Source organism: Bacillus sp. CCB-MMP212 (assembly GCF_022748145.1).
GTDB classification, from domain to species: domain Bacteria; phylum Bacillota; class Bacilli; order Bacillales; family Bacillaceae_G; genus Bacillus_A; species Bacillus_A cereus.
Genome location: NZ_JALDQE010000005.1, coordinates 1 through 25,405, shown reverse-complemented (window position 1 = coordinate 25,405; position 25,405 = coordinate 1). Strand labels below are relative to the sequence as shown.

The following is a 25,405-nucleotide window of genomic DNA, read 5'->3' as shown; positions in this document are numbered from 1 at the left end:
AAATAAAAAGCGCTATTCATATGAATAGCGCTTTTTATTATTTAGCTTCCCCTTCCGGAGTCGTTTTTACCTTCGTTTTGTTTTTATCACGATTGTTATAGTTATACTTCGAACGATCTACTGGAGTGAATCCTTCCGGTGTGTAGAATCGTAATAAGTCACCATTTACGACTTGGTCAGAGTATTTTAGTGAGTTTTGAACCATTTGTTCATTTTTCTTTATTTCATCTGTAAATTCTACAGGTTTTCCAGTTGTTGTATCATAGTATTTGCCGTTTAGTGCAGTAACAGTTGGGCTTACGTAGTTACCGTTACGGAACGCAACGACTTGTTTATGCTCTGGTGATAATAAATCTGAACCGAATTGAACATAGTTTTTCGTATCTGTACCTAGTAAGTGTAATAACGTAGGAAGAACGTCAATTTCACCGCCATATTGATGTTGTACGCCACCTTTCACTCCTGGTACACGAACGATTAAAGGTACACGTTGTAACTGTGCATTTTCAAATGAGTTCATTTCTTTACCCATTACTTTTGACATTGCTGCGTTATGATTATCTGAAATACCGTAATGGTCTCCGTACATAACGATAATTGAGTTATCATATAAACCAGATTGTTTCAAGTAATCGATGAAGCCTTTTACAGATTCATCTAAATAGCGTGCTGTTTGGAAGTACGTATCTACTGATGAATCACCTGTTGTTGCTGGTTCAATCGTTGCTTCTGCCTTATCAATTGGATAAGGGAAATGGTTCGATAACGTAATAAACTTCGTATAGAAAGGTTGTTTCAATGTTTGTAATAACGGAATAGATTCATTAAAGAACGGTTTATCTTTTAATCCGTAGTTTACTACGTCTTTTTCATTCATATCGTAGTATGACGCATCAAAGAATTTATTAAAACCAAATGATTTATAAATATCGTCACGGTTCCAGAATGTTTTGTAGTTACCGTGGAATACTGCTGATGTGTATCCTTGTTGTCCTAAAATAGCTGGTGCTGATTGATACGTATTATGAGATTTCGTTGTAAAGACAGAACCTTGCGGTAAACCAAACATTGAATTCTCTAACATAAACTCCGCATCAGATGTTTTCCCTTGTCCTGTCTGATGGAAGAAGTTATCAAAGTATAGTGTATTCGCATCTTTTGTAAATGAGTTTAAGAACGGTGTAACTTCTTGACCATTTAATTTGTAATCAATTAAGAAGTTTTGGAATGACTCTAAATGAATATAAATTACGTTCATTCCCTTTCCTTTACCGAAATACTCAGGATTTGGACTTGCATAAGTTGATGTTAAATAATTTCGTACTTCTGTCATATTATCGCCATCAGCTAATGCTCGTTCTGTCGATGCTTTCGCACTTTGAATTCCATCATAAATTGTGTAGTTGTATGCCCCTAAATATTTCACAATATAATTACGGTCAAACGTTCTTGTTAATAATTCAGGACGGTCAGACTCTGCAAGACCTAAGTTAACACTGAATAATAAAATACCTGCTACAAATACTAGAGATAATTTATGCTTCGCAACACGAATTGGTTTTGGATTTGCAAATTTTGTTGCGACTAACACAATTAATATAATCGTGTCTAAAAAGTATAGTGGATCATAAAGATGTAGCAACGCAAGAATACTACCACCTAAATCTCCAAAGTTATTCGTTTGTGTTAATGTCGGGAACGTAATAAAGTCACTGAAAAAGCGATAGTATACTACGTTTGCGTATAAAAGAATCGACAATAACAAGTTGATAACGATTAACCAAATATAAGATCGTTTCCCTTTTGCAAATAATGCAAGTCCTAAAAATAGAACTGCTGAACTAAGCGGGTTGAAAAACAGCAAGAATTTTTGGATTGTGTTTGAAATTCCTAAATTAAATTCCGTTACATACGCGGCATATGTTTTGAGCCAAAATAAAATAACGGCAAACAGAAAGAATCCAAAATGATTGCTTAACACACTTTTGCTCTTTAATAAGAACTGTTTCATTTCTCCACCTCTTTTAATCATCCAAGGCTTATTTTTTATAAGTCTGTCTCTCTATTCAAATTTTCTTCTTCAAATAGATTATCTTTATTTAACTATATGAAGAATATTAGTAATTATAATTTGAAGCTAGTATTTATTCAACTATTTCTTTTTAAACATTTTGACCTTGGTTTCTATTTAACAAAATAAATTTGTAACATTTCCTGTTTTCTCCCAAGATTCATCCACTAATTATGACATCCCATACTATATACCTTTATAAACTCATTCGCAAACTATTCTATCTCCAATTTTGGTACATATTTCACATGACAAAATAATGTTATTTAATTATATCGCTCATCTTACATTTCCCTACTTCAACTAAATCTTAAATTCATTACATCTCTTCCATACATGAAAAACCCTCATGTTCACTAATGTTATATTTGAATAATTATTCATTTACCCTACCAGTGGTGTTATGTTTTCTCGACAAAAAAACTCGCTCTAAAAAGAGCGAGTTTTTTCATGATATATTATTGACCTTTGTACATTGCATCTACTTGTTTTTGAAGTTCTTCATTTTCTAAGTACTCATCGTAAGTTGCCTCTTTATCGATTACACCGTTTGGTGTTACTTCGATAATGCGGTTTGCAATTGTTTGTACGAACTGATGGTCATGAGATGTGAATAACATTGTACCTTTGAAAGCAATTAAACCGTTGTTTAATGCAGTGATAGACTCAAGGTCTAAGTGGTTCGTTGGATCGTCAAGTGTGATTACGTTCGCACCACTTAACATCATTTTAGATAACATACAACGAACTTTTTCGCCTCCAGATAATACAGAAACGTTCTTCTTAACTTCTTCACCTGAGAATAACATACGGCCTAAGAAACCACGTAAGAAGCTTTCTGACTCATCTTGTGGAGAGAATTGGCGTAACCAATCAACTAAGTTATAGTCACTGTTCTCAAAGTATTTAGAGTTATCTCTTGGGAAGTAAGATTGAGATGTTGTAACACCCCATTTGAATGAACCGCTATCTGGCTCCATTTCACCCATAAGGATTTTAAATAATGTTGTCATCGCGATATCGTTACGACCGATAAATGCAACTTTATCACCTTTATTTAAAGTGAAGTACACATTATCTAACACTTTTTCGCCATCAATTGTTTTAGAAAGGCCTTCAACAGTTAATAAGTCATTTCCTATTTCACGCTCAGGTGTGAAGCCAACGAATGGGTAACGACGTGATGATGGTCTAATATCATCTAATGTAATTTTATCTAATAATTTTTTACGAGAAGTTGCTTGTTTCGCTTTAGATGCGTTTGAGCTAAAGCGTGCAATGAAGTTTTGTAACTCTTTTACTTTCTCTTCTTTTTTCTTATTAGCATCTTGTGTTAATTTTAAAGCTAATTGGCTTGACTCATACCAGAAGTCATAGTTACCAACATAAAGTTGAATTTTACCGAAATCAAGATCAGCCATGTGCGTACATACTTTGTTTAAGAAGTGACGGTCATGGGATACAACGATTACTGTATTTTCAAAGTTCATTAAGAAGTTTTCTAACCATTGAATCGCTTTTAAGTCCAAGTGGTTGGTAGGCTCATCTAGTAATAGAATATCAGGTTTACCGAATAATGCTTGAGCAAGTAATACTTTTACTTTCTCTGCACCAGTCAATTCTGATAATTTTTTGTCATGAAGATCTTCACCAATACCAAGACCTTTTAGAAGGATTGCAGCTTCTGACTCAGCTTCCCAACCGTTAAGCTCAGCGAACTCACCTTCAAGTTCTGCAGCACGCATTCCATCTTCATCACTAAAGTCTTCTTTCATGTAAATAGCATTTTTCTCTTGCATTACTTTGTAAAGTTGCGTGTGACCCATAATTACTGTTTCTAATACTGGGAACTCTTCATATTCGAAGTGGTTCTGTTTTAATACTGCTAGACGCTCACCTGGCGTAATATGTATATCACCTGTTGATGGTTCAATTTCTCCAGATAAAATCTTTAGAAATGTTGATTTACCAGCACCGTTTGCTCCGATTAAACCGTAGCAGTTACCTGGCGTGAATTTTATGTTAACATCTTCAAATAATTTGCGATCCGCGAAACGCAAACTAACGTTACTTACTGTAATCATTTGTGTCCTCCTACTAATACCGCTTATTTCAGCGTTTTCTCACCGATTGTCTTAAAAAATCGCATATTACGACTCAATTATTGTAGACTATAGCTATTATATAGTAGAAGCTGGATGAATAGCAACGGTTGATTACCTTTCTATAATGAAATCGGATAGTTTTTATCCATTCCCCTAGCTATTGTATGTATATCATTGACCTCTTTCTCATATAACCATTCACTTCTCATTCTGTAATACATTGGATTCATTTTTCATTCAAAATTTTATATATAGAAAAACTGTAGAGAAATCATCCCCTACAGTCTTCACTTATTTCGTATTTATTATCTTTTCTTTATAACTCTTCAATTTACTCGTTAACCCCATTAAAGCAGGTAACAATATCGGCATCACGATTAAAGCTAATAGTAATAGTGCAACGCCAACAACTGATGCTACTTGTATAAGTGTTAATACACCTGAAGGGATTAATGCTGCAAATGTCCCTACTAAAATTAGCGCCGCCGATAATACAACTCCTCCTATATGACGAGATGCAGTTATAATTTTCGTTACCGAATCCCCTTCTACCTCGTTATAGCGCATCATTACGAAAATACTATAATCCACTCCTAAAGCGACAATCATAATGAAGCTAAAGAATGGAACATTCCAGCTTAATGACTCTACATGTAATACATGTGCACTAATTTGTTCGCTTATACCAAGCGATGCAAAGTACGCTAATAGTAATGAGCCAATAATAAATATTGTATTTAATAATGAACGTGTAATTACAAGTAATACAATCGCAATTCCAATTAACATAATCGTAGCTGTACGTAAGAAATCTTGCCCCGTTACTTCTTTTAAATCAACGTTTCTAGCTGTTGTTCCGCCAATTGCTGTTTTCGCATCCTTTAATTCCGTTCCCTTTACAGTGCCCTCGATTGTTTTATTGATTTCTTGAATAATCGGCATTGCTTCTTTTGAATACGGATTTACATCTAAAATGATGGTCATTTTAGCAATCTTTCTATCTTGTGACATGTACGTGTTCAATGCTTTTTGGAAATCGTCTCCCTCTAACACTTCTTTTGGAATATAAAACTTCTCAGAGCTTTTCGATTCATTGAGCTCCCCTAAATATTTCTGCGCGTCATGCAGGCCATTGCTTACTTTTCCAAGCCCTTCTGTACTTTTAGATAAACCAGATTGTAATTGCCCCATCTTTTCCTGCAGGTCTTTAAGGCCCGTTAAAAGTTGCCCTTGCCCATCGTTTATTTTCGTTAATCCAGATTGTAACTCAGCTGATTTATTCGCAATTTGTTTTGAACCTGCAGAACCTTCATTTAATCCATTTTTAAGATCCGCTGCTCCCTTTTGTAACTTATTAATTCCATTGTTCATTTCTTTTAAGCCGTTATCCACTTTCAGTAACGATTGATTCGCTTCTTTAAATGAACTCATCGCTGCTTTATGCTGCGTTGCTAATTGATTTAATTCTTTTGAAAGTACATTTAATTGTTTTTGAGCTTCTTTAGCAATCCCTATCGTTTGTTGTATGTTTGAATCATTCGCTAGTTCTGGTTTCGTTTGAACGAAATTGGTCATTAACATTTCAATTTGTTCATATCCCTTTTTCGCACCATCAATTGCTTGAGAAATGCTTCCGAAGTACTGATCGTAAGAGCTTAAACCTTTTTCTAACTGTGCATAGCCAGCATGCAGCTGCGACGTTGCATTAGATAGAACATTTATATTTTCGTTTACTGAAGCTAAGCCACTCTCAATTTGCTGTGCCCCTTGTGCACCGTCGTTTATGCCATTTGATAATTGATGTAAAGCTGTTCCTAATGCTGATACCCCGTTTTTCGCCTCGTTCGTTCCATCAATTAATTTTTGAACATTCGCAAGACTATTTGAATCATTACTTCCCATTTTATTTTTCGCATCCGTTAATCCATCATTAATTTCCTTTATGCCACCATCGGCATCTCCTAATCCTGTATTCAATTCTCCCGCTTGCTTATTTAAATATAATTCTTTTATCTTCTCACCAGTTGGACGTGTTGGTGCATATACTTCTGATACACCTTTAACTTTCAAAATTTTATCAGTTAATTCGTCTAAAATTTGTAGAGAAGTTCCTTCATCCAGCTTTTTATCAGATTGAATGACTAATGTACTCGGTGAAGAGAAACCAGGCGGAAAATGATCCTCTATTACGTTAATACCCATCTTTGATTCATACTTATTATCTACTTCAAATAAATCATTGTAATTTAGTGTATTAGAGTATTTTAATATGAAAGGAATCGATATTACAAATACGATGATTAAAGCGACAAATGGCCTTACTACTGAGTTTTTCGCAAAGAATCCCCATAAGCGACTATCCTCATGACCTTTAAATGTTTTAACTGGATAAAACATTCCTTTTCCTAAAAGCACCATGAAAAATGGATTTAAAGTCGTTAATACGAGTAGTAATACTAAAACACCAATTGCTACCGCTGAAGTAGATTGATATAATTTAAAATTTGCTAACGCAAGTGATGCAAAACCAATTAGCACCGCTATACCGCTATATAATACGGTTTTACCTGCCGATTTAAATGTTTCTTTCGTGGCCCAAAATGCATTTTCTTGTTTACTTAATTCTTCTTTAAACCTCGTATATAATAAAATATTATAATCTGTTCCTACTCCAAAGAGGACGACGACTACGAACACTTGTGTAAAGTTTGAAAATGGGAAATTAAATTGATCTACAAGCTGAGCAATAATCCCCATTGAAACTAAATACGACACACCGACTGTAAGAAGAGAAACAATCGGAACAACTGGTGAACGAAATACGAGGATTAATACTACAAGAATGAAAATGATTGAAATAACTTCTGTCTTTTTCACTCCCTCTTGAGAGGATTTAAGAAAATCACCCGCTATTAAGTCACTTCCTGTTAAATACGTTTTTACTCCTTTCGTTTGCACCTTTTCATGCAGATTATTTGAAACCCTTGATATTTCACCATGTTTTTTATCTATCGATATTTGCGTTAAAATAGTCGTATTATCTTTAGAAACTAATTGTTTCTCCAAGTCTTTATTATCTAAATGCGAAACAACTTCCTTAATTCCTAATTGCACTTTTTCATTTTGCAGGGCGTTGATCGTTTTTGTTATTTCCTTCTTTTGTTCATCTGTTAAAGCTGCCTTATTGCCACTATTAAAAACGGCTATAATTTCATACTTTTCAACCCCTTCTTTATCCATCTCTTTAATCATCTTGTCAGCAATGCTGCTTTGTTCTGTATTAGGGATTGTAATTTTCCCTTTTTCCTTCACTAATTTATCCATATTAGGCATCGTTACGACCATTGTAATAGTAATAACTATCCATAATAGAAAAGATAAACTTCTCCAACTTTTTAACTTGCTCATTTGAATCATCTCCCATTATAAAATCCACATGTGGAATGAATATTCATTCCTAATCTTTTGGAAACACTTTCCGGAATGAACGTTCATTCCTATCATTCTATTAATTTATTAATTAACTTTATTAAACTAGGTGAATCGGAATGAATATTCATTCCTTTAGTTATAAAGAGTTATCATCTCCTGTTATTCTTTTTCATACCTCTCTCGGAATGAATGTTCATTCCTATCCTTATAACGCTATAGAATCAAATGATTCTAATAGCATTCCAACAACTTTCTTCCAATTCCTTTACCAATTCATCTGTATATTCTAACTGCCCTGTTTCCATTACTTTAATTAATTTTTCAATTGGTTGATATACAATAATAATTAAAGCAATTGGTGGTAATGGACGAAGCAAACCTTTTTCGATTCCATCTTCAATCAAGTTCATGAAGAAACCCATGAAGTCCTCGAATATTTCATTGCTATGTTCATCTAGAAAATAACTATCACAGTGAGAATTTGTAAAAAGAAAAGCATCTGCATTTTGTCTCGCAAATTCAAATAAACGGTTGTATGTATGGCTAAACTGTTCACGAATATTTGCATCGACCGGGAAATCATTTTTTATTAATTCTGATAGTTGTAAAACACTTTTCGTAAATAAAGAATTAACAAGCGCTTCTTTATTTTCAAAATAACGGTAGATCGTACCTGCGCCTACTTTTGCTTTTTCAGCAATCATCGGAATTGTTGTACCATCATAACCTCGTTCTGCAAAAAGTTGTATTGCAGCATCAAAAATATCCTCTTGTTTGTTTTTAGCCATTTTTCCACCTCAATTTCCAGGAATGAAAATTCATTCCGTTTTTAATTATAAATTACATGAATTAAAAGTCAAGTGCGTGACAAAGTATAGCTGTGATTTTTTATCCTCTATTTGTGAATGAAATTATATGAACGACTTTCTGGATATATTGGCACAACTCTAATTATATCAGCGATTTTCATGATATATTGACTTACCGAAAGAAATTCACAATATAAGAGGAAGCTATCCCGAAATTCCACTTAGGATAGCCCACCTTCATACATATAAATTAAAAGAAATCATAAATAAATGGCTTACGCACTGGTACTAGATTCTCAATTGACCGTATTGCCTCGTCACTTCCACTAATTAATTCAAGTTCATTTAGTTCTAATGGGCGTTTATAACCAAACATTATTGCCGATAGTGCATTTATATCCAGTTTTATTCCTTTTTCCGTTGTTTCTTCTACAATTGTTATTTCATGATTTGCAAGTCTCACTGTTACGTTATTCCACGGAGCAAATGCGTCTGTAATGTGTAGGATCACTTCTTGCTGTACATTGTTCCAATTCAACTCATATTGTTTTAAGAACTGCTCTACATCTACAATTCTTCCCATAAAATATGGTTTTATTTCTGTCTTCACGCGTGGCTCTTGCAATGAATATAACAACGGTTCGTTTTCACTTACTGTCATTTCAAGTTCTTTAATCATAGAATCATGCTGGCAAATAAAGTTCCACAGACCATTTCGTGCTTCATTATGTAGTGGTACAAATTCTTCTACTGTCATTTTATAGTTTTCTATTTTGTATAACATGTAACCTGCTGCCTTTTTATTTTCATCATAGTAAATCGCTAATGTTAAATCATCATAAACCGCTTGTAACCACCAGTTCTTCTCTCGAACTAGCATACCTGAAAAACGTTCTGCAAATACTTCATAGAGCTTTTCGACCTCTTCTGGATGCTTTTCTTTATTGAAACGTTTCACAGTGCCATTTACTTGTTTTTTCATCACTAAATCGCTCTTAGTCATATGACATATGACTAAATTCGCACAAAGTTCCCAGCCGTATTTACGGTAAAATGAAACCGCAAATGGATGTAACATAGAGACTGTATAGCCATCTTTTTTCATTATTTGAAGTGAATGTTGAAGTAGCTCTTTTACATACCCACTTCTTCTATACTCAGGATACGTCGCTACCCCTGCAACGCCACCCATTTTAAATTTTTCTTTACCTATGTAAATATGAAACGGAATAAGATGTAGTTTTGCTGCTAAGTCTTCCCCTTCCATAATGCCGTATATTTCATGACTTTCCTTCATCTTTGTAAGTTGCTGCTGTAATCGTTCCTCATCTACTTTATATTGAAAAGCGTATTCTGATAAACGTAATGCTTCTCTGAACTTATCTTCTTTTAATTGTATGACATTCATATAATTCTCCTCCATTCCCTGTTTGAATTGTATCACAATTCTTTCTATTATAGTTCGGTAAGTGAAATTAGAAAGACGTTTTAACAAAAAAAGCAGATACATCACGTATCTGCTTTCCATCCTTATTATTTAGCTAACTTTTGAAGTTCATCAAAGAATGTAGGATATGATACACCTACTGCTTCTGCATCTTCAATAATTGTTTTTCCTTCTGCCAGGCAGCCAGCAATCGCAAGCATCATTCCGATGCGATGATCACCATAACTATTTACTGTATTGCCTTTTAGAGCTGATTTTCCGTAAATGATCATGCCGTCATCAGTTGCTTCTATGCGAGCTCCTAGTTTCGTTAACTCAGCAACGACTGTATCAATACGATTTGTTTCTTTTACTTTTAATTCGTGTGCATCTTTAATTACTGTAATTCCTTCCGCTTGCGTTGCCGCTAATGCGATTACAGGAATCTCATCGATTAATCTAGGGATAATATCTCCGCCAATTTCAATTCCTTTTAATGAAGATGTTTCAATTGTAATATTTGCAGCTGGTTCTGATGCCCCTTCGTTAATTAGATCTACAGTGAACGTAGCACCCATTTTCTCTAAAACATCAATAATACCTGTACGAGTTGGATTCATTCCTACATTTTGTAATACTAGTTTACTATTTGGGATGATTGCACCTGCTACTAAGAAAAATGCTGCTGATGATACGTCACCTGGCACTTGAATGTCTGTTGCTGTTAATTTTTGTCCACCTGACAGCTTCACTGTTTTCCCTTCGCGAGTTACTTTAACACCAAATGCTTCAAGCATTCTTTCCGTATGGTCGCGGGAAATATGTGGTTCTGTAACAGCTGTTACACCTTCTGCACGAAGACCTGCAAGTAAAATAGCTGACTTTACTTGTGCACTTGCAACAGGAGAAATATATTCAATTGCTTTTAAATCTCCGCCACGTATTGTTAGCGGTGTAAATGTTCCTTCTTCTCTGCCGTCAATGTTTGCACCCATTTGTTTTAATGGGTTTGTTACACGCTTCATCGGTCTTTTTGCGATAGACTCATCACCTTGTACGCAAGAGAAAAATGGTGTGTTAGCTAATATACCTGACATTAATCGAATTGTTGTACCAGAATTACCAACATCTAATACAACTTTCGGTTCTTGTAAACCTTCTAATCCTTTACCAACTACAGTAACTTCATCACCGTTTTGCGTAATTTCTACTCCCATTTCTTTAAAACATGAAATAGTACTTAAACAGTCTGCACCGGGCAAGAAACCTTTAATTGTTGTTTTCCCTTCTGCAATCGAACCGAACATAACAGCACGGTGTGAAATGGATTTATCACCTGGGATTGTAATATTGCCATTCAATCCGTTATTAACAGGTTGTATTGTTCTTTCTTTCACGTTTTTCACCTTCTCATTTAAATTGTTTCATAAGTTTGGTATTCTTCTTCTCCAAGCGCTAGCTTCGCTTTCATACGATCTTCTTCCCTTTGGAAACTAATACGTAATACCCCAAGCAGTCCTTCACGCGCTTCTAATATTTGCAAGTTCGTAATACTAATTTCCTCGCGCGCTAAAATACTCGTAATATGAGCCAATGCCCCCACCTTATCTAATACATCAACGTATAAGTCGTGATAGGCAGGAATTGCACCACTCTTTCTTACTGGTAAAGAATCACGGTATTCCTTCGCATCTGCAAAATAGTTTTGAATCTCGCCTGCATCTCCGGTAGAAACTGTCTTATATAAACCTTCCATTTCAGAGATCCACTCTTTTAATAATACCATTAAATGCTCTCGATTTTGCTTTACAATATCACTCCACATTTTCGGACTACTAGATGCGATACGTGTAATGTCTTTGAAACCTCCAGCAGCGAGTTGATGAATGAGCGGATTATCTCCTGCATGTTTCTCAACTTGCTTTACTAAACCTGCTGCGATAAGATGCGGGAAATGACTAACAATCCCTGTTACATAATCATGTTCTTCTGTATTTAAAACAAGAAAATGAGATCCTGTTCCTTTTAACCATACTTTAAGGTCTTCCACTTGTTCATTTGGTACATGATTCATCGGTGTTAAAATGTAAAATGCATTTTCAAATAAATGCGCCTTTGCGCTTTCAACTCCCGTTTTATGAGAACCCGCCATCGGATGTCCCCCAATGAAAGAAACTTCCTTTGAAAATAAAGCTTCCGCTTCGTTCATAATAGACCCTTTTGTACTACCAACATCAGTCACTATAACATCTTCTCGTAAACGGAATGACGCAAGTTTGTGTAATAGCTTCTTCGTTTCTTCAACTGGAGAAGCAAAAACAATTAAATGTGCCTCTTCACATGCATGTTGTAAATCAACTGCTACTTCATCTACTACGTGTAATTCTTTTGCACGCTCTACTTGCTCTTTAAATATATCGTAACCTGTTATCGTTACATCGTGCTCTTTCTTAATCGCTAATGCGAGAGAGCCTCCTATTAAACCTGTTCCAATTAATACTACCTTTTTACGCATTTGCCTCATCTCGAGACTTACTTTTTTTGTTTTCAAAGTGTTGTTTTAACACTGAAATCACTCCTTCATTTTGCTCCCTTGTTCCAACTGTAATACGGACACCATTTGGGAATGGACGAATAATAAACCCTGCATGTGCACAAGCTTCATAAATCTCTCCTGCATTCTCAACTGGCAAGAAGATGAAATTTGTTTGTGATGGATAAAATGGAATTTCATTTTCCTTACAAAAGCTTTCGTATTGTTGTAATCCCTCTGTATTCACACGAACTATTTCTTCAATAAACTCGTTATCACCAAAAGCAATCGTAGCTGCTTTTTGCGCTAATGAAGATACGTTAAATGGTAAACGTACGACATTTAATTTCTCAATTAGCTCTTCCTGTCCGATCGCATATCCAACGCGGAAAGAAGCTAATCCGTATGCTTTAGAAAACGTTCTAAGTACAAGAATGTTTTTATGTTTTTCTAAAAGCGGTAATGTCTCAGGGAAATCTTTTGCTGTTACGTATTCATAGTACGCTTCATCAATGACAATTAACGTATTTTCACTAATGCCTTCAATAAATTGAGTTAATTTTTGCTCATTCACATATGTGCCCGTCGGGTTGTTCGGATTACAAATCCATACGATTTTCGTATTATTATTTACCGCTGACAAAATTTCGTCTAAATCGTATACACCATTATTTAAAGGAATTTCTTTCACTTCACAGCCTTCAATAATCGCATGATGACGGTATTGCGGGAATGTTGCACCTGCTGTTACAATGTTATCTCCCGCTCGTAATACGGCGCGGCTTATTATTTGAATGATTTCATCTAAACCACTACCACAAAGTACTTGTTCCATTTGCACATGCAACTTATCCGCGATTGTTTGACGGAGCGTCGTAGCACCTCCGTCAGGATATAAAGCATGTTCCAACCAAGATTTTTGCAACTCTTCTAAAACTCTCGGTGAACAACCGAATGGATTTTCATTCGATGCTAATTTCACAAACGAATGATCTCCGTACACTTCTTTCATTTGTTCTGGTGATTTACCTGGTTTATATGGTTGTAATGATGATAGTTGATCTTTTACTTGCACGTTAAACCCACCTTTTTATTAAAATTCTTTTGCGTAGTTATTGTGTTGCATAATGTTTTGTTTTAATAATTCCATACGATCTTTTCCGAATTGTTCGACTAGTACATCTGCAAGTTCCCATGCTACAACAGATTCAGCTACTACACCCGCTGCTGGCACTGCGCAACTATCAGATCTTTCAATACTCGCTTGGAATGCTTCCTTCGTATCAATATCAACACTTGCTAACGGTTTGTATAATGTAGGAATTGGCTTCATAACGCCTCTTACGACAATTGGCATACCTGTTGTCATACCGCCTTCTAAACCACCGGCATTATTCGTTTTTCTCGTGTATCCTTTTTCTTCATCCCACAGAATTTCATCATGCACTTTACTTCCTGGTTGTCTTGCCGCTTCAAAACCTAAGCCAATTTCAGCACCTTTAAATGCATTTATACTCATAATTGCACCAGCAAGTTTTGCATCTAATTTACGATCGTAATGAACGTAACTACCAACGCCAATTGGCATACCTTCTGCAATAACTTCCACAATACCACCGATTGAATCTCCGCTACTTTTTGCGTTGTCAATCGCATCCATCATTTCTTGCTCTACTTCTTTATCTAAACATCGAACTGGTGAGTTTTCAGTTATCGTTTGAATTTCTTCAATCGGTAAGTTTGAAATATGTTTTGCTTTTACTCCACCAATTTCAAGAACATGTCCTGCAATTTTTACGCCTAATTCGCTTAAAATTTGTTTTGCAACTGCACCAGCAGCTACACGAACTGTCGTTTCTCTTGCAGATGAGCGCTCTAATACGTTTCTTATATCACGATGACCATATTTAATTGCTCCATTTAAATCCGCATGTCCTGGACGTGGTTTTGTAATTGTACGTTTCATGTCCTTACTTTCTTTTTCAGAAATTGGCTCAGCACCCATTACTTTCGTCCAATGTTTGAAATCATCATTTTTTACGATTAACGTAATCGGTGATCCAAGTGTCATCCCGTGACGAACACCACTTACAATTTCAACTGTATCTGTTTCAATTTGCATGCGTCTTCCGCGTCCATGACCTTTTTGTCTTCTTAATAATTCTTTATTAATATGTTCCGCCGTAAGTGTCAAACCTGCTGGTACACCTTCTAAAATAACTGTTAACTGCGGTCCATGTGATTCTCCAGCTGTAATGTATCTCATTTCTCTTGCCCCTTTACTATTTTTTTGTACAAAAAAGTCCCTACTGAGCGCTCAGTAGGGACGATGTTTATCGCGGTACCACCCTAGTTGTAGACAACTGTCGTCTACCTCTCTTCTTCTTTAACGATCGTTTGACCGTCTTCCCCTCCATAAGTTGTCGAGAAAGATGCTCCAAGGCTGTAATTCATGCTTACCTTTGTACTGATTCACACCAGCCATCAGCTCTCTTTAACAGTGAGATAAGCACTACTGTTTCCTCTTCAACGCATATATGATATGGAATTAAGATAATTTATTTTTGAAACCTTTTAACTCATCCATGAATCTATGGAATTCTGGAATGTCCATTTGTTGTGCAGAATCTGACAATGCAACTGCTGGATCTGGATGAACTTCAGCCATTACTGCATCTGCGCCAATTGCAAGTGCCGCTTTCGCTGTTGGTAATAATAAATCTCTGCGTCCAGTTGAATGTGTTACATCAACGATAACTGGTAAATGTGTTTCTTTCTTTAAAATTGGTACTGCAGAAATGTCTAATGTGTTACGTGTTGCTCTTTCGTATGTGCGGATACCACGCTCACAAAGAATAATTTGATCGTTACCTTGCGCAATGATGTATTCCGCTGCATTAATGAACTCATCAATTGTTGCTGCTAATCCACGTTTTAATAATACTGGTTTGTTAACTTTACCTACAGCTCGTAATAAATCGAAGTTTTGCATGTTACGTGCGCCAACTTGAATTACATCAACGTAGTCTAATGCCATTTCAACATCGTTCGGATTTAAAATTTCACTAATAATTGCTAAGTCGAACTCGTCTGCTACTTGGCGTAAAATTTGTAGTCCTTCTACTCCTAAACCTTGGAAATCGTATGGAGATGTTCTCGGTTTGAATGCACCACCGCGCATTAATTTTAAGCCTTGGTCTTTCATCGCTTGCCCTACTTGACGAACTTGCTCTAAGCTTTCTACTGCACAAGGTCCCATGATGAACGTTTGTGTTCCGTTTCCAATCAATTCACCTTTTACATCAACGATTGTATTTTCTTGTTTCTTTTTACGTGATACTAGTAACGCTTTACGGTTATCATCTTCTTGTAACTCTAAGCTTGCTTTGAAAATCGTTTTGAAAATATGTTGAACTGTTGATGTTTCGAATGGTCCTTCGTTATGCTCTGCGATCATATCAAGTACTTCACGCTCACGTACTGGATCAAAGCGTTTCGTACCTTGTACTTGCTTTTGTTCTCCAATTTTTTGAACGATTTCACCACGTTTGTTTAAAAGGTGTAATAGTTGTAAGTTAATTTCATCTACCTGTTTACGTAATTGATCTAATTCATGATTTGCCATTTGGAAATCCTCCTCTAATGTTTTAAAAGTATAGTAAGAGAATAAAAGATTCTCTATTTTCTGAACTGGTTAATTATACAAATTTATAGTGGAATCGATACCTCTTCTTATTTTAAACTAATAATTCGTACAAAGACATGAACTACTAGTTAAAAAGCCACTTTTTTGTACAAAAAAGCCCTACTGATCCAATCAGTAGGGACGATATTTATCGCGGTACCACCCTAATTGTAGACTTCTTTCGTCTACCTCTCTTCATTGTTAACGATCATCTGACCGTCTTTCCCTTCATAAAGACAATACTATCTTTACTACGAAAAAGATGCTCCAGGACTGTAATTCGCTCTTGTTTTTGTACTGGTTCGCACCAACCACCAGCTCTCTGTTACAGGGAAACAACAACTACTGCTTTTCCTTTCAATGCATGACTATTTTATTTTCAAGTTGGACCACTAAAATACAAAAAGTCCCTACTGAATAAATCAGTAGGGACGATATTTATCGCGGTACCACCCTAGTTGTAGACTAACTTTCTGTCTACCTCTCTTCACTGTTAACGATCAATTGACCGCTTTTTCCTCATAAAGACAAACTATCTTTATTACGAAAAAGATGCTCCAAGACTGTAATTCATGATTATCCCTGTACTGGTTCACACCAACCACCAGCTCTCTGTTACAGTAAGACTAACCACTACTGTGATCTCTTCATTGCACTTTGTTTATTCAAATGTTTTTGAAATTGAATAAGTATGATTCGTATTATAGAACGCTTTTCAAAACACTGTCAACAACTTTTTATATATTTTTTAAAATTCCACTTTCGTCCTATAATTCTTCTTGTAAATCACCCATTACAATTCCTATGCGAATTATTTCATTTTCTAGTAAATGTAAAACATATTCCTCTACTCCATACTGAACTAATAATTCTTTTATTTTTATGATTTCTTTTTCAAATAAAACGGCTTCTTGACATGTTTGTAGTAAAATAAAAAACACATTTGCAAACATTTCTTTATGCGCTTTCATACTTTCTTTCTTATGAAGCATTTCAATCAATAACTGCTTCATTTCCTCACCTGTACATTTACCATTTACACTTGAAAATGCACGAGACATAATACATAATCCTTTTTCTAATATTTCATCCATGTATAAAATAATACGTAAAAGCATTACATATTCTCTCGCTGTTATCTCACCCATTTTTGGTCGTTCTCGCAAAAATACACTGAGCCAAGCTGTCCAAAATTTTTGTTGTTCTTTTACACTTAATGTTTTGACGTAATAGCATAAAAACTGCATAAATTTAATTTTATTTTCTTCATTTTCTAATACGAGTAAAGGGTATAACCAATCTGTTTTTTGCTCCCAATATAGTACACATTTAATAAATACAAAGCTAAGCCACTTCAAGAAAGCTTCCCTCGTATGCGGATGTAATACTTCCAAATGTTCTATCGCATACTTAATAAAACGCTTCATTTCTGTAAATAAAGGTAAATTTATTTGCGTGTAACATAAACCAGCCCATGCATATTCCGTAATTTCATTTTGTTTTTTTAAATCTAAGTATGGTAACAAATATTTTCGGCACCATTGCTTTTCAATATGATATAGAAATGTAATATCTGCTATTAAACGAGCAAACATAAAGTTTGTTCGTACTGAATTAACTCTTACTTGTTCTTCAAATAAAAATAAATATTCATATACATTACGATCGTATAAATGATCATATGATAACAACTTTAATAATACAGCCGTCATTTTTCCAACAGGATGCTGAATTGATTCATTGTAAAAATCTTGTTTTCCAAGCTTAAAATCCGTATCACTCTTCATAACTTGAGGAAACACTGAAAAAGCAAAGCGTTTTACAACACGTATACTATTCTCTTCTAACTCTTCTAGTCGATTACTAATTTCATATAGAAAACTACTAATTAACCAATGAAAAGCAGTATTTCTAACAAATTTCTGCAATAACGGAATAATTTTTTGGATTTGATCATTTGTCAATCCTCTGTTATTTCGCCATTCTCTAATACAAACAAACCATACTTCATTACTTATTTCTTGCACTCCTACTAATTGATATGCGAATGAAATACTCCACTCTGTATTCAATTTACATGCTTTTGATAACATCTCTAAAAAATGGCGTTGTTCAAAAACACCATCTTGCGAAAATTGCCGAACTTGCTTCATAATTTCAACATCTTTCAGCTGCAATAATCCGTCAGCTGTTACATTACAAGTAATGCTTTGCGCTGTATCCTCTTTCTTTTGTACACTGTATTGTTCAGAATGAAAATGAGGATGCTTTTGCTTCATTAACTCATACCCATTTGCCGTAGATGGACTATTTGAATCACACTTAAATAATAAGTCTAATACGAGACATGCATCAAATACTCTCTCTTCTGTAAGACGCTTTATTACAGTTCGAGTGACTTCTTCTTTTGTTTTTTCCAAACAATTTGCATAATGACTTTTTAAAAGTTGGAAAACTTCGTGTTTATAAGTGAAATCTAAAAGAAGTCCTTCATGTAACAACCATTTCATTTTGTCATCTACACGAACAAAAATATTTTTATTCATCGCATCAATTGCAATTCGCTTTTGAAGTACACTATTCGCTTCTATCATTTCTGTAATATAATAATCCGCTTTTTTCTCATTGTTTTCACATAAATAAGTTAGACACTCTTTTACAATTTGTATTAAAAATGCAAGATCATTTTGATGAAACTCTTTTTCTACATCTTCCGTATTTCTTTTTTTCAGTGCCGTTTGTCTTAATGACAACATTCTCAATTTTTCTAATCCAATCATCATAATTGGAACAGCATAATAGGCGATATATGGCCTCATCTTTTCATTCCAAATTTGCTCCACATGAGAAACTGTTGATACTGGTAAGCGACTCGATTCCTCGAGTTCTATTGCTTCTTGCGTATCATTTCCCCATTTTCTTACACGTTTCAACTTCAGCTTTCCGTCTAAAATAAAAGTTAGTAACAATAACGCAATTTCCTTATGCTCAGGAAAAGAACATTTTTGCAGTAACTTAGAAATCTTTTCTATAGAGCTACTATCTTTTTCAGCAGTTTCTAATAAAAGGAGTGTCCACCTGGCAAACAACAATGGGTCCATCTTACTCTTCTTTTCGTTTAAGTAGTTACAAATTGTTCTCCATAATAACGGTGATATTTTAGAATAGTTTTTATAAATTAATTGAAATAATTCTATCTGATGACTAAAAAGAAATTGTTCCACTAACCATTCTGCAAGTAATTCATCTACTTCATTATAGTTTGGCGTAAGCATAAACAAATTTTGTAATTTACCTTCTGCTTCTAACCATTCGACCCATTCATAATCGTGAGCAAATTCCACAAAGTAACGAACTGTTTCAATTTTTTTAATTGATTGCTTTATGTATGATAATTGTTCCTGTTCTACTGACGGGGGAACCGTTACAATATCCCGAATACGCATTCTTTTCGTAATATAATTATCACCCATTAATTCCGCCCAGCGTTTTACCGCTTTTACGAGGGATTGATGATTATTCACTTTATTCGGATACACAATCGGTCTTATCCCCAAATGTTCCCAGTGGTACGTATTTTCTCCTTGTGCGACGAAAGCAAATCGTCTTGTACTTGGTGGTAAACCAGTTGCTAAATATTTCATTACTGGGTCATTATGACTATATCCAACGAATAAAACGGTGTAATTTGAGAATAGATCGACTAAAAATCTTCTCGCCCACCCTTCCGTTAAGTAAGCCCTTCCAAAATCACCGTCTGTTAAAATTAAAGCCTCTTTCTCCTGTTCTACATTACCATGTATATAAGCAAGACCTTTAAAAGCTCTCCCAGTCGGTAAAGCTGGAGCGTAATAAACATTGATATCTCTATTTATTTCTTTAATTGCAGTTGTAAAATGTTGATCAAAATTTGTTGTTACAATGCGGATATCTGTATCTAAAGGAAATAACCTTGGAATTGCATAATGTAATGGATTCGGTTTTGATTTCTCTATATGAACAAGATCTCTTGCGACTTGATGTACATCTTTTGTTTTCGCAATTTTACCAAGATAATAATCATGTGGTTCTGTTATTTCACGCTTTTCGACATATAACGTTTTTGCAATTTCATCAACTAAATCATCAAAATTTGGTAAGTTTGATTTCCCTTTCATAGAAACTCCCGCTCCAACAAATAACACTAACTTTCCTTGCTCAATGTGATCAATTAACTCATCTGGAATTTCTACTTCTGAAGTAATCCACATCCTGGATTCCCCCTTACCTAAAAATGTCATACACTCTCATTTTACTATAACATTTTTTCGTTATTTTTATAATATTTAGACTAAATTCCGAACATGAAAAAGTTTTATGTAAATAAATCCGTTACAATGTATGAACTCCAGAATTTATTGCAAAACTATGTATAAATCGGAGGTGTAAATTTTGAATGATTTCACAGTAGTGCTTATCAAGTTTATATCGTGCATTATCGCATTTAGCATTGGGCTTGCTTTATTTTTCCCTGCAACGTTTGTTCAAATTATTTCATTCAGTCTCTTTGTTACAATCGTATCCTACATGTTCGTTGATAAAATTATTTTAAATCGAATTGGCAATACTGGTGCCATTATGTCGGATTTCTTATTAACATATTTAAGCGTATGGATTTTCGGTAATATTTTATTAGACAACTATATGCAAATTGCATGGGGCAGTATCCTTTCTGCCATCGTCTTCACTTTATCTGAAGTAATCGTTCATCGCTTCTCTAACTCTCATACAAGGCACAACAATGATAACATTCGTATTAATCGCCGCTTTGCATATGGTACGGAGTTTGCTGAAGAACAAAATATATTGGATAAAGACAAGAAAAAGTAACATTTTAATACAGGAGCACCCTTTTTAATTATGTGGTGCTCCTTTTTTGTATATTTTTATTATGATACGTGAAATTATATAAACGATTATTTCAAAATATCGACTTACCAACAATATTTGACGCTATTTTTCTAATAAAAAAACTGCCTCTTATTTAGAGGCAGCCACTTTCAAGTCTTTTAATGCAACAACATCCGCAAACGCTCCCAATACTGCGTTATGATGTTTCACAATATCTTCAGCACGTAACACTTCTGCATCAAATGTACTATGCGCATCACTAACTAACGTTACTTTATATCCTTCACTACATGCTCTGCGCGTTGTCGTATCTACACAATACTCTGTTTGCATTCCCGAAAGAATAACGTGTTCAATTCCTTTCTCTTGTAACACTTCGCTTAAGTTTGTCTTATGGAATGAATCTGGCGTCGTCTTTTCAACAATATCATCCCCTTCTTGCGGAGCGATTGTTGCATGGATTTGCCATCCATCCGTACCTTTTTCTAACGGATGGTCTTTAGGACCGTTATGTTGGACATAAATAACTGGAATATCATTTGAACGACATTCCCCAATAAGCTCTTGCAATGTTTGTAAAAACTTTCCCCCATTATGTACTGGCATTCCAGCTGTATACATACCGGCTTGCACATCAATTACGATTAATGCTTTTTTCATTTCACACAGCTCCCTTCGTTTATATAAGCCATTGCATATTCATTATAATTGTTTGTATTCCATCATCCAACAATCTTCTAGTTCCCCCTCATGCAGCTCATGTTCCTTTAAAATCTTTACTTTTTTAAATCCGCATTTTTCATAACACTTTATCGCTCGTTCATTATTTACTTTCGGATCCATTGCGATTGCTTCTGCTCCCATTTCACCCATAATGTATGTAATTGCTGCCTGAACGAGTTTTTGTCCAATTCCTTTTCCCCAATAGACTGGTTCACCGATAAATTGATCCATTCCCCATACATTTTGTGATTCTTTATAGCCATATATCGCTTTCCACTCTGAATCAACTGGGTACATTTGTATGTAACCAATCGGAACGGTATCAAATTCTATTAAACATCTATTTTCATTACTGTTTGGATTATGCATAAAATGATCAAGCACCTTTTCTACAGATTGCGGATTATCTCGCCCTTCGTAATACCGCAGGACTGCTGGGTCCGTTAACCATTTAGAAATGATAGCTGCATCATTTTCCATTACGTATCTAATCAATAAACCTTCTTTTTGAAAAAGCATATTATACCTCTATTATTCCTTTATATTTTTTCTTGATGTTACATCTTTCATTGCACCTACTAATGCATATGGTAGTAATGTAATCGCAAAAAATGCTGTAAATACGTTAAATTGCGGGATTGTATAGAGTGTGAACCATTCAGTGAAAAATTGAGAATTTAATATTCTATTAAAAAACTCTCCGCCTGGCCTAAAGTTTGGTGCCCACGCAGTTATTTCACACAAAATAAACAGTAACTGAACAATAAAAAATGCCCCTAGATAACGAAACCAAGTCCGTTTCCATATAGGTTGTGCATTTTTTAATATATCCCCCATCTAACCCCCTCCTTAAATATCCATCATATTGATTATACACTTTCTCCACGTTATTTGTTAAAATTTTCTATATAATCAATACTGTTGGGGGAATGCATTATGTCTAATCATATACTTACATCCACTTTAATCATTCTTAGAGGAAACTCCGCAAGTGGTAAAACAACGATCGCAAAGCAACTACAAGAACATTTCGGACAAGGTACACTTTTAGTCTCTCAAGACGTCGTGCGTAGAGATATGTTAAGAGTACACGACACGATGGGGAACTTATCTCATGATCTACTATTTGAAATTACGAAGTACGGAAAAGGAAAATGTAAGTTTGTTATTTTAGAAGGTATTTTAAACAATCGTAGATACGGTGATATGTTGAAAGAATTAATTCGTTATTTTGATGGAAATGCATATACATATTACTTTGATTTATTACTCGAGGAAACCATTAGACGACATAACACAAGGGACAAACGACATGAATTTGGTGAATATTCCCTTCAAAAATGGTATAATCCGCACGATACAATTGAAGTTGCTAGTGAAACTATTTTTACAGATAATTTTACACAAAAAGATATATTTGATGCGATTCTTAACGATGTTGCGATACAAAAACAAGACTAATATAATATGTTAGTCTTGTTATGTACTTTGTGTTTCCGTTTTTATAATTGAACAATCTTTACATAAATAAAAATAGATATTCATTTCCCCAAACTGGAAATCAACTACTGAAATAAGTTCACGTTCCTCGATATCTTGTGTAATTGTAGCAGCATACTTCATCTCTTTAGAACAAGTTGGACACGCCAAATCCTCTGGAAGATCATCATATAATGGTGCCCCTAACAATCTACATACATATTCCGAACCGAACAAGTCGAAAGCTTCCCAGTACCTATCTTCATCTGTAGGTATATCTTCATTTTTCATATTTATAAGCTTTACCGTTGTTTTTGGTAATGAAACTGGTAACTTATCTTCCTCTTCCATTATCCATTCTTCTGTATTTTGCTGCTGTATGATTTGAACTGTTTTACCTCCATCACTTAACTGAAAATATTGCGGTTCCCACACCATCGCGCAGTTCAAGCATGAAACGAATGGTAAAATATTTAGTTCACTACTTTTAAGTTCAGCAAGTCTCTCATCTTTTAAATCAAAACAGAGAATTTGGTGCATCTTCTCACCGCATAACTTACATACTGGCAAATTGCAATCTTGACCGCCAAAGTAATGATTATATGAACCTCTTCCTTCAATTACTCTATACCCTTTCCGCTCATTACAATGTGCGCCATATAATTCTATTGTCATATTCTATCCTCGCCTTTTATAAGAATGATTCACAAAATGATAATAATTAAGACTAAAAAACATCGTCTTCCTGAATAGTTTCCATAATAAATTCTTTTAAACTCGGAGATATTTCTTCCATTTCGTCATCCGCGTGATACCAAATATATATTTTATCATCCATTTTTCCATTATTTATTTTAAAGCACAATTTATCCCCTGAACCATCGTCACTAATTATGATAAGATTTTCTGGTATAGACTCATCTCTCATGTCAATGTTTTTTCTAACAATATCATCCAAAGTTTTCGTTACATTTCTATTATCTTTAATCGGATATAGTATCCATTCCCCTATTTCAGCATTATTAACTAATTTAATAAGATCCCTATATTGATTTGGGAAAGCAGCACCTAGCTTTTCTTCCGTTTCTTTTATTTGCAACTCCAATACACCTTGTTTCTTTGTTTCAATATATTCTCTTACTTCTTTCATGAAATACACCTATCCTTTGAACTTAATTACACTATTATGAGTGAAAGTGTTTAGTAAACGATTTGATCCGATTTATATATTTCATTATACGTTAACCCTTCGTTTTCAACATACTATTCTTCTCTACTTCTCAATAACCTTCTGTTCTACTTCCTTACCTCATTCTTAATAGTTTTTCTAAACATGAGACAATTTTTATGTTTTATTACAGGTTTATTAATAAGTCATTTAAAAATCCTATTATACTTCCACTAAAAAAATAAAAGCCAGCCTCAATAAAGAGAACTGACTTCTATTTGGATCATTATAGTTACTATAAAATTTTTACTTTAACAGTTTTTCTTCCCCAATTCATAGCTTTACTTTTTGACCCCATTAATACATCAATACGATTACCTTTAATTGCGCTTCCAGTATCACCAGCGATAGCTTCTCCATAACCTTCTACCCATACTTTAGATCCTAATGGGATTACTTTCGGGTCAACTGCGATAATTCTCATATTCGGATTTGCCGTTAAATCATGCCCCATCGCAGTTAAAACGCGTCCACCATATGTACCATTTTCACTTGGATCAGCAGTATACGCTGTCGCTACTACCGTTAATTCACGTTTAGCAGACTGTATGTTGTTTTTTGATACTTCTTTCGCTCTCTCTTCTTCTTTAGCTTTTGCTATTTCTCTTGCTCTTTCTTCTTCCTTGGCTTTTGCTATTTCTCTTGCTTTTTCTTCTTCTTTAGCTTTAGCTTTTGCTATTTCTCTTGCTCTCTCTTCTTCTTTAGCTTTTGCTATTTCTTTTGCTTTTGCTATTTCTTTTGCTTTCTCTTCTTCTTTAGCTCTTGCTATTTCTCTTGCTTTCTCTTCTTCTTTAGCTTTTGCTATTTCTTGCGCTTTTTCTTCTTCTTTAGCTTTTACTTCTTCTTTAGCTTTTACTTCTTCTTTAGGCTTTACCATTTCTTGCGCTTTCGGTTCTTCTTTAACTTTTACTTCTTCTTTGACTTTTGCCTCTTCTTTAGGCTTTACTATTTCTTGCGCTTTCGGTTCTTCTTTAACTTTTACTTCTTCTTTGACTTTTGCCTCTTCTTTAGGCTTTACTATTTC

General features: G+C 34.7%; 19 protein-coding genes and 3 other annotated features. Of the genes, 2 read left to right on the top strand and 17 right to left on the bottom strand.

All coding sequences use genetic code 11. From position 1 onward, the window contains the following. Positions 1 to 37: 37 nt before the first annotated feature. The 11 genes from ltaS to MRP26_RS14690 all read right to left on the bottom strand — a co-directional run bounded on the left by ltaS (position 38) and on the right by MRP26_RS14690 (position 20,311). Positions 38 to 2,011 carry a lipoteichoic acid synthase gene (gene ltaS, locus MRP26_RS14740; RefSeq protein WP_000808748.1) on the bottom strand — a complete coding sequence of 658 codons (1,974 nt, stop codon included), beginning with the start codon at positions 2,009 to 2,011 and terminating at the stop codon, positions 38 to 40. Positions 2,012 to 2,529: 518 nt separating this feature from the next. Beyond that, positions 2,530 to 4,155: an ABC-F family ATP-binding cassette domain-containing protein gene (locus MRP26_RS14735; protein ID WP_000633860.1), complete on the bottom strand. Its 1,626-nt coding sequence runs from the start codon at positions 4,153 to 4,155 to the stop codon at positions 2,530 to 2,532. A gap of 312 nt (positions 4,156 to 4,467) precedes the next feature. After that, positions 4,468 to 7,584, bottom strand: coding sequence for an MMPL family transporter (locus MRP26_RS14730; protein ID WP_242806237.1), 3,117 nt, complete (start codon positions 7,582 to 7,584; stop codon positions 4,468 to 4,470). A gap of 245 nt (positions 7,585 to 7,829) precedes the next feature. Beyond that, positions 7,830 to 8,396, bottom strand: a complete 567-nt coding sequence (locus MRP26_RS14725; protein ID WP_001107290.1) for a TetR/AcrR family transcriptional regulator — start codon at positions 8,394 to 8,396, stop codon at positions 7,830 to 7,832. Between the two features lie 271 nt (positions 8,397 to 8,667). After that, on the bottom strand, positions 8,668 to 9,825 hold the full coding sequence (locus tag MRP26_RS14720) for a GNAT family N-acetyltransferase (RefSeq protein ID WP_142340482.1): 1,158 nt from the start codon (positions 9,823 to 9,825) through the stop codon (positions 8,668 to 8,670). A 125-nt stretch (positions 9,826 to 9,950) separates the two neighbouring features. After that, positions 9,951 to 11,240, bottom strand: a complete 1,290-nt coding sequence (gene aroA / locus MRP26_RS14715; RefSeq protein ID WP_242806236.1) for a 3-phosphoshikimate 1-carboxyvinyltransferase — start codon at positions 11,238 to 11,240, stop codon at positions 9,951 to 9,953. Positions 11,241 to 11,257: 17 nt separating this feature from the next. Next, complete coding sequence (gene tyrA, locus MRP26_RS14710; RefSeq protein ID WP_053564165.1) at positions 11,258 to 12,358, bottom strand: prephenate dehydrogenase; 1,101 nt, start codon at positions 12,356 to 12,358, stop codon at positions 11,258 to 11,260. Next, complete coding sequence (gene hisC / locus MRP26_RS14705) at positions 12,351 to 13,451, bottom strand: histidinol-phosphate transaminase (RefSeq protein WP_053564164.1); 1,101 nt, start codon at positions 13,449 to 13,451, stop codon at positions 12,351 to 12,353. The genes tyrA and hisC overlap by 8 nt, the downstream gene beginning before the upstream one ends. An 18-nt stretch (positions 13,452 to 13,469) precedes the next feature. After that, complete coding sequence (aroC, locus tag MRP26_RS14700; RefSeq protein WP_088022196.1) at positions 13,470 to 14,642, bottom strand: chorismate synthase; 1,173 nt, start codon at positions 14,640 to 14,642, stop codon at positions 13,470 to 13,472. A 53-nt stretch (positions 14,643 to 14,695) separates the two neighbouring features. Further along, positions 14,696 to 14,915, bottom strand: a binding site (T-box leader). Positions 14,916 to 14,924: 9 nt separating this feature from the next. Next, positions 14,925 to 16,001, bottom strand: coding sequence for a bifunctional 3-deoxy-7-phosphoheptulonate synthase/chorismate mutase (locus tag MRP26_RS14695; RefSeq protein WP_001273575.1), 1,077 nt, complete (start codon positions 15,999 to 16,001; stop codon positions 14,925 to 14,927). A gap of 194 nt (positions 16,002 to 16,195) precedes the next feature. Next, positions 16,196 to 16,431, bottom strand: a binding site (T-box leader). Positions 16,432 to 16,485: 54 nt separating this feature from the next. Beyond that, positions 16,486 to 16,721 (bottom strand) — a binding site (T-box leader). A 107-nt stretch (positions 16,722 to 16,828) separates the two neighbouring features. Then, positions 16,829 to 20,311 (bottom strand): DUF4020 domain-containing protein, encoded by a 3,483-nt coding sequence (locus MRP26_RS14690; protein ID WP_242806233.1) that lies wholly within the window; start codon positions 20,309 to 20,311, stop codon positions 16,829 to 16,831. 181 nt (positions 20,312 to 20,492) lie between these two features. On the opposite strand from MRP26_RS14690, the gene MRP26_RS14685 reads away from it, so the two are divergent. Further along, complete coding sequence (locus MRP26_RS14685) at positions 20,493 to 20,930, top strand: YndM family protein (protein ID WP_000997702.1); 438 nt, start codon at positions 20,493 to 20,495, stop codon at positions 20,928 to 20,930. Between the two features lie 150 nt (positions 20,931 to 21,080). Here MRP26_RS14685 and MRP26_RS14680 read toward each other — a convergent pair whose 3' ends face one another. Genes MRP26_RS14680 through MRP26_RS14670 form a run of 3 tightly spaced genes read right to left on the bottom strand, consistent with a single transcriptional unit; the run spans position 21,081 to position 22,511 of the window. Beyond that, positions 21,081 to 21,611, bottom strand: coding sequence for a cysteine hydrolase family protein (locus MRP26_RS14680; RefSeq protein WP_242806232.1), 531 nt, complete (start codon positions 21,609 to 21,611; stop codon positions 21,081 to 21,083). Positions 21,612 to 21,653: 42 nt separating this feature from the next. Next, complete coding sequence (locus tag MRP26_RS14675; RefSeq protein WP_000898784.1) at positions 21,654 to 22,193, bottom strand: GNAT family N-acetyltransferase; 540 nt, start codon at positions 22,191 to 22,193, stop codon at positions 21,654 to 21,656. Positions 22,194 to 22,205: 12 nt separating this feature from the next. After that, a complete protein-coding gene (locus tag MRP26_RS14670) occupies positions 22,206 to 22,511 on the bottom strand; it encodes a YfzA family protein (protein ID WP_000502339.1) in 306 nt (101 codons plus the stop codon). 99 nt (positions 22,512 to 22,610) lie between these two features. On the opposite strand from MRP26_RS14670, the gene MRP26_RS14665 reads away from it, so the two are divergent. Next, on the top strand, positions 22,611 to 23,135 hold the full coding sequence (locus MRP26_RS14665; protein WP_242806231.1) for a kinase: 525 nt from the start codon (positions 22,611 to 22,613) through the stop codon (positions 23,133 to 23,135). A gap of 18 nt (positions 23,136 to 23,153) precedes the next feature. Here the strand turns inward: MRP26_RS14665 and MRP26_RS14660 are convergent, their stop codons facing one another. The 3 genes from MRP26_RS14660 to MRP26_RS14650 form a co-directional block, all read right to left on the bottom strand. Continuing rightward, complete coding sequence (locus MRP26_RS14660; RefSeq protein WP_142947118.1) at positions 23,154 to 23,828, bottom strand: hypothetical protein; 675 nt, start codon at positions 23,826 to 23,828, stop codon at positions 23,154 to 23,156. A 52-nt stretch (positions 23,829 to 23,880) separates the two neighbouring features. Beyond that, on the bottom strand, positions 23,881 to 24,303 hold the full coding sequence (locus MRP26_RS14655; RefSeq protein ID WP_197242609.1) for an SMI1/KNR4 family protein: 423 nt from the start codon (positions 24,301 to 24,303) through the stop codon (positions 23,881 to 23,883). A gap of 313 nt (positions 24,304 to 24,616) precedes the next feature. Then, positions 24,617 to 25,405 (bottom strand): 3D domain-containing protein (locus MRP26_RS14650; protein WP_194792744.1); only part of this gene is annotated, 789 nt, incomplete at its 5' end.